Source organism: Streptomyces sp. NBC_00247, assembly GCF_036188265.1.
Taxonomy (GTDB): Bacteria; Actinomycetota; Actinomycetes; order Streptomycetales; family Streptomycetaceae; genus Streptomyces.
Genome location: NZ_CP108093.1, coordinates 2581107 through 2593869 on the forward strand (window position 1 = coordinate 2581107; position 12763 = coordinate 2593869).

Here is a 12763-nt window from a genome sequence, read left to right on the forward strand (position 1 = left end):
GATCTCTCGCTCAGGCCCGCTCGCGCTCCACCGGGAGCCAGAGTTCGGCCTCGGCCTCGGTCTTGTCCGGGGACAGCCGGGTGCGCAGGATCTCCGGCCCGGGGCGGCTGCGGTACGGGTTGGACGGGAACCATTCGGTGTACACGTCCCGCCAGAGCTCCTGGATGGCCTGCGGCACCGGCCCGGAGGCGGTGAAGACCGCCCAGGTGCCGGCCGGGACCGCCAGGGCGGTCATGCCGGCCGGCACCTCCCCGGAGGTGGTCACGCCCTGGTAGTAGTCGAGTTCGGTGCCTTCGGCGCGACTGGGGTCGAGGTCGTCGCAGACCGCGACGATGCCCTCGGGCTGCTGGTCCGAGAGCTTCTCCAGACGCTCCAGAGCCTGCGGGTCGATCCCTCGGACGAAGTCGATGATCGCCTGGTTCGGACCCAAGTGCACCAGGGGCACCCGGGCCTTGAACCCGGCGACGGTGAACTCGGGCTTTTCCACGATGCGGTAGCGCATGCTGCTACTTCCTTCGACGGTGAGGCGGAAGGACATCCGGGACTGGGAGTTGAGCGCGGCCCCGGTGCGCCGGGCCTCGCCCGGCCCGATGCCGTGCATGGCCCGGAACGCCCGCGCGAACGCCTCGCCGGAGCCGTAGCCGTACCGCACCGCGATCTCCAGCAACGTCTCCCGGCCCGCCAGCACTTCGGCCCCCGCGAGGGTGAGCCGCCGGCGCCGTACGTACTCCGACAGCGGCATGCCCGCCAGCGCGGAGAACATCCGGCGCAGGTGGTACTCCGAGGTCGCCGCGATACGGGCCAGCTCGCCCACGTCGATCGCCTGATCGAGGTGGAGCTCGATGTGCTCCATGGCCTGGTTCAGCCGCTCCAGCATGCCCGGTGTCCCTCCTCTTGACGTTCACCACGCTAGGAGGAGCCCATCACACCGCACCCGACATCCTGTGCCCGATGGTGTCGGGTGCGGCGGGGCCACCCGATTCGCGGAACCTGGTATTGCCACAGCGACGTGCCGAGGCTCCTGGGCGGACCGGAGCCGGACGGAGAACAGTGCGGCCGAAACCGTCACCTCTGATGCGGATGGAGGAGTTGGCCGATCTCCTGCACCCTGACGTACGTTGCGCACGGGGCAGGGCCGTCATCGGTCTCAGCGCACCCACGGTCCCGGGAGATCCCGGCGCAGGGTTTCGAGGTCGGCGGCCGTACGCCCGCGCGCGTGGATCCACGTGTGGTCCCGCACGCCGTCCCGGCGCACCAGCCGGCCAGGTGCCGCGTACCAGCGTACGGGCGAGTCGGCCCCCGACGCCCACATGGGGTGGTCGGGCAGATCCACTCGGGCATAGCGCTCGCGGAGGCCCGGCAGCAACGCGTCCGGCAGCTCACAGGCATCGTAGAGGCCGAGGTCGTCCGCCCCGAAGAGCGATTCACTCAGAGCGAGTTCGACCCACGCGACGGACATCCGGTCGAGGAACGGAACCCAGCCGTCACACGATTCCACCACGACCGGCGGATCGTCCTGGTCGATCCCGGCCAGGGGAATCGCCCACTGGGCGCAGCCCTGGTTCTCGTGGCGGAGCACCAGCACGCCACCCAAAGCGTCGTCCACGTGGAGCCCGGTGACCGGGAGGAGTGGGTCCTGCTGCCGAGTCAGGTCGGCCCGGCGCCCGAACAGGGCGTACCCCTCGCGGAGGGCTGCCGGGAGACGGAAGCCCAACTCGTCCTCCACAGCGACCAACTCGGCCTCGCCGAAGCCGTCCTCCGGCTCCAGCGGGCGCCCCACCCAGGCGTCGGCGAACCAGCGCACGAAGTCCCAGGCATGGGCGCGCGTACGCACTCCGCCTCGCAGCGCCACCGAGACATCGAGACCGTGCGGCATGCCGACGAGGCTACCGGCCCCACCCTCTCGGATCAGAGCCCGGACGGGACTACGGCCCGGCTCTCCCCGCCCCGACCTCACCGCCACCCTTCGAGCAGTACCCCGACACACCCGGGGCGCTGCTCATGCGACTGGCACGGAACCGCAACCTCGGGTGGACCGCCACCGCGCAGACGCTCCTCGCGGCCACGGGCCGCTACTGGTCGGCCGCCACCTACGGAGGGATCGGGCGCGGAACGGTCCCGCTCACCGCTGAACTCCTCGCGGACTTCTGTGCCGTTCTCGACGTCTCCGGCGAGGATCTGGCGGCATTGACCGGCATCACCCCTGCCAACCCCCGGTCGACCGGCCCCCGTCCCGGCGAAGTGGCCGGACTCATCTGGGACGTACGGCGGCTCACCGCGGCGCAGTTAGACAGGGCCGTCGAGTACGCGGAGTCCCTGCGCGACTGAGCCATGCCCCTCACACCCCCCGGGCTCGCCAACTCAGCCCGCGTCACCGGACATCGGCCTGCCGCAGACCGCCTCACCGGGCGGCAGGAATCCGCACTCCGGTGGGTCGGCGGACTCCTCAAAGGACCGGTAGACAGAACTGACCCCCCTCCCTCCCCTCCTTGTCATCACCCGTGCGGGTGACTTGGTTGCTCTGGGGCAGTTCGGGCGGTTACGTTCAGCGCAACGACTTCATACGCAGAGCGACCCCCGGACGGGACGGCAATCCCAGCCGGGGGTCTGACCACTCAGGAAGCAAAGGACCTTCCCCATGGCTGGAACCGACTTTATCGCGCCCCCGCGCGCCCGTTCAGGGCCCGCGCACCCACCCTCCGGGGTGACCCATGTCCGCACGCGGCTGACCTCCGACTTCACGATCCTGCACAACGCCCTCGCCCAACGCCGGGGCAGCGCGGTCGCGGTGGGCGTCGGCGCGTACATCCTGTCGCTGCCGGACGGCGCCCCCGTGACCGTGGACGCGCTCTGCGCCCACTTCGACGAGGGCCGGATCACCCTCTCCCGAGCCCTGCGGGAGCTGGAGCACGCGGGGTATCTGGTCCGCCGCAAGGAGCGCTGGGCCGGGGGCATCATCCGTACCCGCACCTTCTTCCGTACGGTCCCGGAGCTGCGGCTACCGGAGTCGGAGGCGCCGAACCGGGTGCCGCCCGTACCGGTGGTGCCCGTACCGGTGGTGCCCGCGCCGGAGCCGCGCGTACCGGACCCTCCCGCGCCGGAGCCACACGGACCGCTGCTGCCCGCCCCTCGTCCGCCAGCCGAGGAGCCGACCGCCCCGGCCCCCGAAACGCCCCCCGGCACGAACCCGGCGACGGCCACGGCGACGACCCCGGCCGACCCGGATGCCGACGCCACAGCCGCCGCAGCCACGACCACAGCCACCAGCACCGCCCCGGACGCGGACCCGGAGATGAGCGCCGACACCCTCGTTCGCCCCACTCGGGCGGACGAGGCCGACGTCGAGGACGACTCCCCCCTCGGCATCACCGGTGTCGACCCGCAGGCGGTGGTGATCCTCGCCTCGCTGCGTATCGTCGATTCCCGGCTGATCCTGTCCCGGCGCGAAGTGAGCAAGCTGGCGCCCGCCGTTGCCGACTGGCTCGCCCACGGGGTGGATGCCGCGACGATCACCTCCACCCTGACCGCCACACTGCCGACGCCCCTCCGTGCCCGCCCGGCCCGCATCCTCGCCTACCGCCTCCGCGACCGGCCCATGCCGCTCCCGATGCCTTCGCGCACCACCCGGGTCGAGGCAACAGAGGATCTGAGCAGGCCCTTTGACGCCCCGTCGCCGGTGGCGCGACTTCCCTGGCAGACCTGCGACGGCGGCTGCGAGCGAGCGTTCCGCGCGGCGGAACCGGGCTCGTGCCAGGAGTGCGCCGACCCGGACGGCCCGGCGCCCGAGCACACCGCCGACGCCGCCACCGGTTCGATCGCGTCGATGCGTACCGCTCTCCGCGAGAGCAGGGAAGCACGGGCCGCCGCCCCCACCAGAAGCCCGAGGTTCTCGGCCCGCAGACAGCCCTGGGCGCGCGCGACCTCACTCGCCTGAGCACCTCCCGCAACCCGTCGGCAGGGCGCGACGCGGGCACTGGGCGTGTTTCGATGTCGAGCGGCCGCGGCCGACCGGTCGCCCTGGCCCCCTGTCGCCCGTCATCTGCCGCAAAGCCGCAAAGCCACAAAAGGCGACAGAACGGCAGCAGGGCCTTCGACCGCTCCCCGCTCAACCCTCCTGAGTCGGCGGGTTCGGCGTGCGTCCCGTGAGGGCGGCGAGGGAGTTGCGCACGTGGGTCATGCGGGCGTGCAACTCCTCGCGGGCGACCTCGTGTTCGCGCAGTATGCGCTCGGTCTCGCGGACCACCCGCTCTTCGCGGACCCGGGCCTGGGCGAAGAGCTCGGTGGAGCGGTCCTCGGCGTCCTCCTGGCGGTGCCGCGCGGCTTCCTCGGCCTCGGTGCGCCCGCGCCACGCCGCCGCGAGGACAGCCTCGGCGCGGCCCATCAGTTCGTCGTGACGTGTCGTCACTTCGGTTTCCCGGGCGAGGACTTCGGCCTCCGCGACCTTGTGGCGCTCGGCGTGCTCCTGCTCCTGGTGCGCGAGGACGCTCGACGTGCGGGCACGGGTCTGGGCCATCAGCTCCTCACCCTCCGCCCGGATGCGCGCGGCGTCCTCGCCCGCCGCCGCCAGGGTCTGCGCCGCCGCCTGCCCGGCCTCGGCGAGGATGCTATCGGCGTCCTCCCCGGCCTGGGTCCGTACCTTCTCGGCGTACGCGCGAGCCGCGTCCCGGGCCTCGCGCCCGGCGGTCTCGGCGGCGTCGCGGAGCGCCTGCGCGGCCTCCTGGGCGGCGGCACCGGACTCGGCCACCTCCTCCTCGGTGAGGGCCAGTATCGACCGGGCGCGCTCGCTCAGCTCCTGGTACGTCTGCGGGGCGAGGCCCGCCACCTGGTCGGCCAGCCGGGCCGACTCGGCCGCCAGCTCCTCCGCGAGGGCGGACAGCCGGGAGAGCTGGTCCAGGGCCGCGTCCCGCTCGGCCGAGAGTGCGGCGACGAAACGATCCACCTGCTCCGGGCGGTAACCACGTCCTCGTCCCCCCACGAAGCCATGTCCGGACACCGGTGCAGCACTCATCCCTGAAGCCCTCTCTTCCGCACGCCGCCATCGATCCTGAGGTCAAGGATGCGGCAATTGGGCCGGAAGTCGGAATCGATCAGCCGCTTTCCGGACGGAAGCGACCGGCGTCACAGCCCGGCGGCGTTCGCGAACGCCCACCGCAAACACCCCAAGGAATACCCGGCCGAAGCGGGCCGGACACGCGAAGACGCCCGCCCCTTCGAACAGAAGAACAAGGGGTCAGGCGTCTCAGCGTGTGCCGTTTCCGGCGACCTCGCGCGGCGGAGGGATCAGATCAAGCCATCCCACATCTGTTCCAGCAGCACCGACCACCAGCTCTCCGGCGACGCCAGCGCCGCCGGGTCCAGGGCGGCCAGCTGCGCCTGGAAATCGACGGTCCAGCGGCCGGCCTGCTCCGGGTTCAGCCCGTACCGCAGCCGCCACATCCGCCCGAGCAGGGCCATGGACCGGACGAACTCCGGCAGCCCCGTGTTCACGAACTGCGGCAGCACCGACTGCCCGCCCGGGCCGGCCTCCACCGGCACGGCCACGATGTTCGCCGTGCCGTACTGGACGCAGATCGCCCGGCCGAAGTCCGTACCCATCACGAGGTACGCCCCCGCGTCCGGCGCGGGCCGCACCTGGCGCTGCGCGGCGAGCTCGGCAAGCGTCGGGACGACCGGCTGACCGGGCTGGGCCCAGAAGAACGGCCCGAAATCGGCGGGCAGCCCCGCCCAGACCAGGGTCCGACCCACCGTCTCCGGTACGCCCTGGCGGGACACGGACCGCTCGTCGAACCGGAGCACACCCTGCGGGCCGAACGCCTGGAGCAGCTCCTCGGCCACCCCTTCCGGCCCGACCGGCGGCGCGGGCTGCACCGGCGGCAGCGGCGCCCGCACCGGGGCGGGCCGCGCCGGGCCGTCCGCCACCTGGTGCAGCTCACCCTGATGGGTGAGGAGGTGCCGCATGCCCTGCTGACGGCTCGCGTGGTCGGTGCCGTACGGGGCGACGCTGGTGATCCGCACCTGCGGCCACATCTCGCGGATCATCCGCGCGCAGTAGCCACCGGGCAGTTCGCAGGACTCCAGCTCGGTGTGGAGTTCGATGACCTGCTGCGGCGGCACGTTCATGCCCCGCAACTCGTAGAGCATCTGCCACTCCGGGTGCGGGGTGCCCGGCGCCGAACGGCGGATGAGCTGCTGCTCGCTGCCGTCGGGCGCGCGGTACCGCAGCACCGCCTGGTAGCCGGGGCCCACGGTCGGCGGCTGGGCGGGCTGCTGCGGATAGCCGTACGCGGGCGGCGGCGGAGGCACGGCCCCGGGACCAGGCGCCCCGGGCACACCGGGCACGCCGGGCGGCGGGCCGGGCGGGCCGACCGGGGCGCCGACCGGGGGCGCGGCGAACACCGTCTCGGCGTGGTGCACGTCGCCACGCGCTCCGGGCGGACCGGGAGGCGCCGGAACCCCGGGCGGACCGGGCGGACCGGGCGGGGCAGGCGGCTGAGGCACCCCCGGAGCACCAGGCACCCCAGGAGCGCCGGGCGGACCGGGCGGACCGGGCGGGGCGGGAACCCCCGGAGCGCCGCCCAGGCCGATCGCGGGGGCCATCTGCGTCGGTACGTAACCGGCGGCGGGCACACCGGGCGCGCCCGGACCCGAGGGCGGCGGGACCGCGCCGGGGCGCGCGCCCGGGATGCCCGGGGCGCTCGGCGGGGGCGGTACGGAACCGGGGCGGGGGCCGCGCGGCGGGACGGCGGCCTTGCTGGTCGCGGCGTTCGCGATGTCCTCGGCCCCCGGAGGGACGCCCGGCACCCGCCTGCGCCCCGGCGCACCGCCCGACATCAGCGCGGTCGGGGCGTCGGCGGAAACCACCGGCGCGGGCGCGCCCTCGTCGTCGGCGCCCGAGAGCGGCGGCGCGAACACGGTGGCGGGCAGCGGGACCGCCGCGTCGTCCGAGTCGCGGTTGGTGTCCGTACCCGCCCACGGCGTGGCGCCGTCCGGCACGGCGGCGGCGACCGGCGAGCCCGTCGCGGGCACCCCGTCCGAGGCGGTCGGCTCGTGGTCCTCAGGCTGCTGCCGGGCGGGCCACGGCGTCGCCCCGGAGTCCTGCGCGTGCGAGGTCGCGACGGAGGGCGCGGAGAACGGCACCGACGGCGCGGGCGGAGCGGAAGGAGCGGCGGGCGCCACCGGCACCGCGTCGTTCACCGCGTCGTTCACCGCACCCTCCCCGCTCGCCTGCGCGGGGACCGCCCCGGCACCGCCGGAGCCGTCCGGAACCGCGTCGGACGGCTCGCGCCTGTGGTCCGGAATGCCCAGCTTGTCGGCCGCTTCCTGGAGCCACTCCGGCGGCGTCAGCAAGAAGGACGTCTGGTTCAGGTCGATGCGCGCGGGCGGCCGGGGCGCGGGCACCGCGTCCGCCGGGGAGCCGTACTCCTCCTCGTAACGCCGTATCACCTCGCCCACCGGCAGTCCCGGCCACAGCGTGGCCTCGCCGCTGTCGCGGGCGATGACCAGCCGCTGACGGCCGCCGTCCGAGACGGGGCCCTCCGGGCGGTCTTCCGCCCACGCCACGAAGCCCAGTTCGAACTCGCGGACCCGGACTTCCCGGTGCTGGTAGGCGGGCACGTCACCGTTGACCCACTCGTCGGCCCGCTCCTGCGCCTGTGCGAACGTCACCATCGCGCTCAGCCCTCCACCGGGACGGCACGCGCGAAGCCGCCGTCCACCATCAGGTTCGCCACCGTGTCCAGCTCCTGCGGGCTGCCCGCGAGCCGCTGGAGGAACGCGTCGAAGTCCGCGCCGCACTGCACCATCAGCCGGTCGGACCGCTCCTGCACCGTCATCTCGTTCCGGTCGCGCGCGTCGTCGTACGCGCAGAACCAGACCGAACCGATGCCGTCGCCCCTCACCTTCACCGCCAGCAGGCCGCCCTGGACGAACGCGATGCCCAGGAAGTCCTTGGTGAAGTGGTCCCGCAGACACTTGTTGACGTAGACGAGGTCGTTGACCGCCGCCTCCTCGCGCACCGTGAAGAACGGCTGGTCCACCAGCAGCCCCAGCTCGGGATCGAGCGCGGTACCCGCCGGGGCCGAGCCGCCCGCCGCCTTCAGGAACGAGCGGTACGCGCCCGGCAGCCGGTAGCCCAAGTCCTCCTCCGCGCCGAGGATCTGCGTCTCGGACACCGCGACGGCCCCCTTCGGCAGCCGGAAGTGCGCGGGCTTGGTGCCCTGCAACGGCCGGGTGCCGCGCCGCTCGTGGTCCACCGGGGTCGTCGACAGTCCGGCGTGGTGGCGCAACAACGCCTTCACGTCGACCGGTACGAGCTCCATCCGCCGGCTGCCCGACACGTGGTGCCAGGTCCAGCCGTGCGGGGTCGCCACCGCCGGGATCGTGTCCCACAGCTCGTGCCCGGTCGCCGCCAGCGCGGCATTGGCCGACACGTAGTCCGTGAGCCGGAGTTCGTCGACGCCGAAACCCTCAGGCGGATCGGCGATCTCGGCGGCCGCACGCGCGTACGGGGAGAAGTCCGGATGGCCGTTCGCGTCGATCCGAACACCCCTCGGGTGGCGCGACGCCCGGACCGGGTCCGGGAAGTGCACGACCTGCCCGGCGTAGGCCGCGTTCGGTGGCGCGGCTTGCTGCCCGAGCCGACCTGTCGTCATGGCGGTTGCCCCCTGCTGCGTCCGGTGTTCCGCACAGCCTATGCGGTGGCGCAACAGGCCGAACCGTCCCTCCGCGGCCGTCACCGACCGTCACACGGAGGTGACGGAAGAGCGACGGTTGGGCGGCTTTGAGCGACACGCTGCACCCAATACCGCCCCAGCTTCCCCACCGTCCGACACATTTGGCAGGCTGTCCCCCGCAACTCGGGGGATTGCACGGGAGGAAATCGACGCCATGCACGACGTACAGACAGTCACTTCCGGGGATCCGCGCCTCAGCTGGAGCACCACCGACTCCAGCCGCACCCCCCGGCTGCACCACCGACGCGACGGCATCCTGCCGGCCGTGGCCGCCGCGCTGTCCCTGCGCGGCGAGACGCTCACCTGCACCGCCGGCAAGGGGGACCAGCCACCCGTCCTGCACCACCTCGTGCAGGACTTCCTCGACACCCTGCCCACCAGCCAGCGCGAACGCTTCACGGGCCGCTGCCCCGAGGCGATACTCCTCTCCCGGCAGCTCACCGCCGCCGAGGGGACCCGGTCCAAGCGCGCCCAGCGCAAACCCCTCACCAGCGGTGAGGCCCGGCGCGCGCTCAAGCACGGCCGGCTCACCGCCCGCCACATCCGCGAGGACGGCGACCCCGGCCACGGAAGTTACGCGGCGCCCTGTCGCTCCTGCACGGTGATGCTCGCCCACTTCGGCGTACGCCCCGTCGACCTCACGGCCAACGGCGCGGCCACCACGGCCGAGAAGGGCTGACGGCACCCCGATGCACGATCCGAACCAGCACACCTCCACCCGCTTCACCCCCGTCGTGGAGAAGGCCCTGCGCACGGCGGGCTGGGAGCCCGGCCGCTGGATCATCCGGCAGGCCGAGGAGTGGGCCGACGCCCTGCGCGCCCACACCTCACCGGCGGGACACGAGCACGCGGTGTTCCCTGCCGTGGTCGAGGCCTGGGCGGAGTTCGGCAACCTGCACATCCTCGCGCCCGGCCCCGGCCGGCAGATCGCCCCCGCCTCCGTGCGGATCGACCCGCTCGGCGGCCTCCACCTCGCCCGCACCCTCGGCGACCTCGGCCGCGCGCTGGCCACCGAGATCAGCCCGCTGGGACAGGAGAGCGAGGGGCGGGCGATCCTCGCCATGGACAGCGAGGGCCGCGTCTACAGCATCGACCACACCGGCGACTGGTTCCTCGGCGCGGACATCGACCGGGCCCTGAACACCCTGCTCACGGGGGTGCAGCCGACCCGGCTGACATCGGGCTGAAGGGCCGGGCGGAAGCCGGACGGCCCGCTTGCCCGCCTGCCCGACCGCCCCTGCTGCCCGCCTGCCCGCCCCCGCTGCCCGCTTGCCTGCATGCCCGCCTGCTGCGGATCGGTCTACGGATGCGGAACTGCGTCGTCGGGCAGACCGGCCAGGGCCGCCGCGACGGCCGCCGTCGCGCCGTCCGCCCGAGGTACCCGTCCGTCGGCGAACCTCACCTCGAAGCGCCCCTCGCCGAGCGGCCGGATGCTCGGCAGGTCCGTGCAGATGGGCGGCGTGACCCGCCGGCTGAAGGTGAGACGGCCCACGGACGACCCCGGCGACAGGGCTCGCAGCCTCGGTTCTGCGAAGGCGGCCTCGACCAGGTCCTGCCAGTCGGTCCCGTGCCTGTGCCTGTACCTGCGCATCGACTGCCAGCGTGCCGGTACGGCCTCGCCGCGCTCATGGGCCTCGGCGAGATCCCAGGTGCTCAAGAAGGACCACTGCTCCGTGAGTTCGCGCACCCTGACCCCTCCGGCCCAGGAGCCCGTCGCGCCGGCGACCGCCGCCAGGTCCTGCGTACGACCCGTCGCCATGTGGATGCCACGGGCCCAGCAGTCGACCACGAAGGTGCGTTCGTCGGCGCCGACGAGCAGAACGGTCGCTTCGCGGCCGTCGGCCACCACCTTCGCCGCCACATGGCGCCAGCCCGGTGACGAGGTGAGCCCGTACCAGAGACCGCGGCGCGCGCGGTCGGCCGCCGCCTGGAGCGCGTTCCGCAAGGAGCCCGCCCTCACCACGTCGGGATAGTGGGCCGCGTACGTGTACAGCGGATGGGAGACATCGGTCGGTGCAGCACCCACGGGGAGCCTCTCGGTCATACGACCGAGTGTGGCAGAACCGTCCGGCCACCGCGGTCCGCCGACGAGCGGGCGAAGCCGGCCCGCACCCCCCGCCAGGCGCCCAACCTGCGCCGCCTTCAACGCCGTTCGGCGAGCAGCCGCTCGATGGCGTCGGCGACCGCCGCCGCCTGGATGTCGCGGCCGGTGCGGTTCGGGTGGACGTACCAGGGCAGTTCACGGCCTCCGTACCGCACCTCGGAGCTCTCCAGCAGGGCGCCGACACCGCGCCGGCCGCCGTCGCACCCGGTCGTGGCGCCGGTCCGGGCGTAGAGGTCGACGAAGGCCGCCCCCGCCTCCTCGGCCGCCTCCCTCATGAGGGCGTCGAGGGGGCGCTGCACTCCGGCGTCGAGGAACGCCAGGGCGTCCTGCCCGATGTCGGCGAACGGCTTCTCCGTCCCGCCCGGGACCTCGGCGAGGCACCGCCCGGTGTCGGCGGGCACCAGCCGGGGGTAACCGACCAGCACCACGCGGGCGTGGGGAGACTCCTCCCGCACCCGCGCGAACATCCGGCCCAAGTCCGCACGGACGGCCGCCATGCGCCCTTCCAGCCACTCCGCCCCCTCCCCCGCGAAGAACGCCGGGCACTCCGAGGCCGGCGAGGAGGCGTCCACCGGATCGGCGGGCATCAGCAACCCCTCGGCCCCTCTGAGCCGTCGGGAGCACTGCTTGAGGATGCTCGCGACCCCGGCGGTGTTGCCGCCGACGCTGCCGACCACCAGCGCGGTGTCCGGCCCGATCGCGGCAGCCTGCGGGGCGACCCGCCCCCCACCGGACGGCGCGAGGCTCTGCGCGTCCCACACGTGGCGGATCTCGGCACCCCCGCAGGACACGTCACCCCGGACGTCGAGCCGGACACCGGCGGAGGCGAGCCGCTCGACGGTCTTGACCGGGTAGTTCCCGGCGGACCGCAGACACCCCTCCGGGCCGCGCGTGGGGGCGATGCCGAAGTTGGCGGTGGAGGAGTCACCGATGAACACGGTCTCCACCGCGGGCACGGCGGTGACGGAGGCGGGAGCCGGGGCGGCGGCGGGAGCCGGGGCGGCGGCCGTCACCCACAGCCCGAGCACGACGAGCGCGGCAGCAGCGGTCTTGCGCACGCGAGTTCCTTCCGTGGAGCGACAACAGGAGCTCACGGATACTACGTTGCGCGACGAAGCGGCTACGCACGGCCAGAGTCGCCCCCGTCGCCCGGCTCCGGTCGGCCACCGCTCGCACGCGCGGTCCGCAAGCCCCGTTCCGGACCGGCCGCCGGGGCCGTACATTGCCCACCATGCACCTGCGTGCGGCGGGCCGGTGGCGGCTCTGGTGGCGTTGCGTGGCCGGCCCCGGAGCCGTGGTCGCCTGCATCGCACTCGCCGTCGCGACCGGACCCCGCTGAGCCGCCCACCAGGGCAGGGGACACCTCGGCACATGGACCGCGACGCGACCGACGTGCGACCGCCGCGGCTGCGAGGAAGTGGGCGACTTCCGTCCCGACGACGAGGCGCCGGTCCGGCACCGGGTACGGATGGCGGGGGTGGACGACGCTCCGGCCGGCTCGGCACGCGCCGCCGTGGACTCCGGCGGCGACGAGGTCTACCGGCCCGGCGATCCGGGCTGGTGGCACCAGCCCGCAGGCGCGGCCGCCGCCGGCGTCGTCGCCGTCGCATGGCTATGGACGGTTCCCGTACGGGTGCTGCGCCGGCGCCGTGAGCGTCCGGTCTCCGGCTGACGGGGTCGCGCCCCGGCCCTCCCCTCGCGGGAGACACGGCTTCCGCGCCGGACGGAACACCGGGCGGGCCCCCTGCCGGGACATCCGGCGCGACGCCACCCGGTCGGTGACGAAGAGCACGGCCCCCCGGTGCGGGACGGTGGAACGGTTCGGCGACCCCGCGGCGTCTACGCACCCGGCGGAGTCGTCCACGTATTCGGCCGCTCCATCACTGGCCTCGGCCGGCGGGACAGCCTTCAGGGCCCGGATCTCTCT

At 73.9% G+C, this 12763-nt stretch carries 12 protein-coding genes; 5 read left to right on the plus strand and 7 right to left on the minus strand.

All coding sequences use genetic code 11. From position 1 onward, the window contains the following. Positions 1-10: 10 nt before the first annotated feature. Together OHT52_RS10705 and OHT52_RS10710 are read right to left on the minus strand one after the other, a co-directional pair. Entirely contained in the window at positions 11-877 is an 867-nt protein-coding gene (locus OHT52_RS10705; protein ID WP_328719906.1) for an AraC family transcriptional regulator, read from the minus strand. A gap of 270 nt (positions 878-1147) precedes the next feature. Continuing rightward, a complete protein-coding gene (locus OHT52_RS10710) occupies positions 1148-1876 on the minus strand; it encodes an SMI1/KNR4 family protein (RefSeq protein WP_328719907.1) in 729 nt (242 codons plus the stop codon). Between the two features lie 125 nt (positions 1877-2001). On the opposite strand from OHT52_RS10710, the gene OHT52_RS10715 reads away from it, so the two are divergent. Together OHT52_RS10715 and OHT52_RS10720 are read left to right on the plus strand one after the other, a co-directional pair. Further along, positions 2002-2328, plus strand: a complete 327-nt coding sequence (locus OHT52_RS10715; protein ID WP_328719908.1) for a hypothetical protein — start codon at positions 2002-2004, stop codon at positions 2326-2328. Between the two features lie 310 nt (positions 2329-2638). Further along, the gene (locus OHT52_RS10720; protein WP_328719909.1) at positions 2639-3934 is read left to right on the plus strand and encodes a hypothetical protein; all 1296 of its coding nucleotides are present in this window, start codon (positions 2639-2641) and stop codon (positions 3932-3934) included. Positions 3935-4105: 171 nt separating this feature from the next. Here the strand turns inward: OHT52_RS10720 and OHT52_RS10725 are convergent, their stop codons facing one another. The 3 genes from OHT52_RS10725 to OHT52_RS10735 form a co-directional block, all read right to left on the minus strand. Beyond that, positions 4106-5008 carry a cellulose-binding protein gene (locus OHT52_RS10725; protein ID WP_328719910.1) on the minus strand — a complete coding sequence of 301 codons (903 nt, stop codon included), beginning with the start codon at positions 5006-5008 and terminating at the stop codon, positions 4106-4108. Positions 5009-5280: 272 nt separating this feature from the next. Continuing rightward, positions 5281-7668 (minus strand): SUKH-4 family immunity protein, encoded by a 2388-nt coding sequence (locus OHT52_RS10730; RefSeq protein ID WP_328719911.1) that lies wholly within the window; start codon positions 7666-7668, stop codon positions 5281-5283. Positions 7669-7673: 5 nt separating this feature from the next. Further along, positions 7674-8651, minus strand: coding sequence for an HNH endonuclease (locus OHT52_RS10735; RefSeq protein WP_328719912.1), 978 nt, complete (start codon positions 8649-8651; stop codon positions 7674-7676). Positions 8652-8886: 235 nt separating this feature from the next. On the opposite strand from OHT52_RS10735, the gene OHT52_RS10740 reads away from it, so the two are divergent. Beyond that, positions 8887-9411 (plus strand): YwqJ-related putative deaminase, encoded by a 525-nt coding sequence (locus OHT52_RS10740; protein ID WP_328719913.1) that lies wholly within the window; start codon positions 8887-8889, stop codon positions 9409-9411. A gap of 10 nt (positions 9412-9421) precedes the next feature. Further along, on the plus strand, positions 9422-9919 hold the full coding sequence (locus OHT52_RS10745; RefSeq protein WP_328719914.1) for an SUKH-3 domain-containing protein: 498 nt from the start codon (positions 9422-9424) through the stop codon (positions 9917-9919). A gap of 113 nt (positions 9920-10032) precedes the next feature. Here the strand turns inward: OHT52_RS10745 and OHT52_RS10750 are convergent, their stop codons facing one another. Together OHT52_RS10750 and OHT52_RS10755 are read right to left on the minus strand one after the other, a co-directional pair. Then, positions 10033-10776, minus strand: coding sequence for a DUF6193 family natural product biosynthesis protein (locus OHT52_RS10750; protein WP_328719915.1), 744 nt, complete (start codon positions 10774-10776; stop codon positions 10033-10035). A 98-nt stretch (positions 10777-10874) separates the two neighbouring features. Further along, positions 10875-11894 carry an SGNH/GDSL hydrolase family protein gene (locus OHT52_RS10755; RefSeq protein WP_328719916.1) on the minus strand — a complete coding sequence of 340 codons (1020 nt, stop codon included), beginning with the start codon at positions 11892-11894 and terminating at the stop codon, positions 10875-10877. Between the two features lie 359 nt (positions 11895-12253). Here OHT52_RS10755 and OHT52_RS10760 point away from each other — a divergent pair, with 359 nt between their 5' ends. Further along, positions 12254-12508, plus strand: a complete 255-nt coding sequence (locus OHT52_RS10760; protein WP_328719917.1) for a hypothetical protein — start codon at positions 12254-12256, stop codon at positions 12506-12508. Positions 12509-12763 lie beyond the last annotated feature (255 nt).

Coding starts and splice junctions, on each gene's coding strand:
- OHT52_RS10740 (WP_328719913.1), top strand. CDS start 8,887: ATGCACGACGTACAGACAGTCACTTCCGGGGATCCGCGCCTCAGCTGG.
- OHT52_RS10725 (WP_328719910.1), bottom strand. CDS start 5,008: ATGAGTGCTGCACCGGTGTCCGGACATGGCTTCGTGGGGGGACGAGGA.
- OHT52_RS10730 (WP_328719911.1), bottom strand. CDS start 7,668: ATGGTGACGTTCGCACAGGCGCAGGAGCGGGCCGACGAGTGGGTCAAC.
- OHT52_RS10715 (WP_328719908.1), top strand. CDS start 2,002: ATGCGACTGGCACGGAACCGCAACCTCGGGTGGACCGCCACCGCGCAG.
- OHT52_RS10710 (WP_328719907.1), bottom strand. CDS start 1,876: ATGCCGCACGGTCTCGATGTCTCGGTGGCGCTGCGAGGCGGAGTGCGT.
- OHT52_RS10720 (WP_328719909.1), top strand. CDS start 2,639: ATGGCTGGAACCGACTTTATCGCGCCCCCGCGCGCCCGTTCAGGGCCC.
- OHT52_RS10745 (WP_328719914.1), top strand. CDS start 9,422: ATGCACGATCCGAACCAGCACACCTCCACCCGCTTCACCCCCGTCGTG.
- OHT52_RS10705 (WP_328719906.1), bottom strand. CDS start 877: ATGCTGGAGCGGCTGAACCAGGCCATGGAGCACATCGAGCTCCACCTC.
- OHT52_RS10735 (WP_328719912.1), bottom strand. CDS start 8,651: ATGACGACAGGTCGGCTCGGGCAGCAAGCCGCGCCACCGAACGCGGCC.
- OHT52_RS10750 (WP_328719915.1), bottom strand. CDS start 10,776: ATGACCGAGAGGCTCCCCGTGGGTGCTGCACCGACCGATGTCTCCCAT.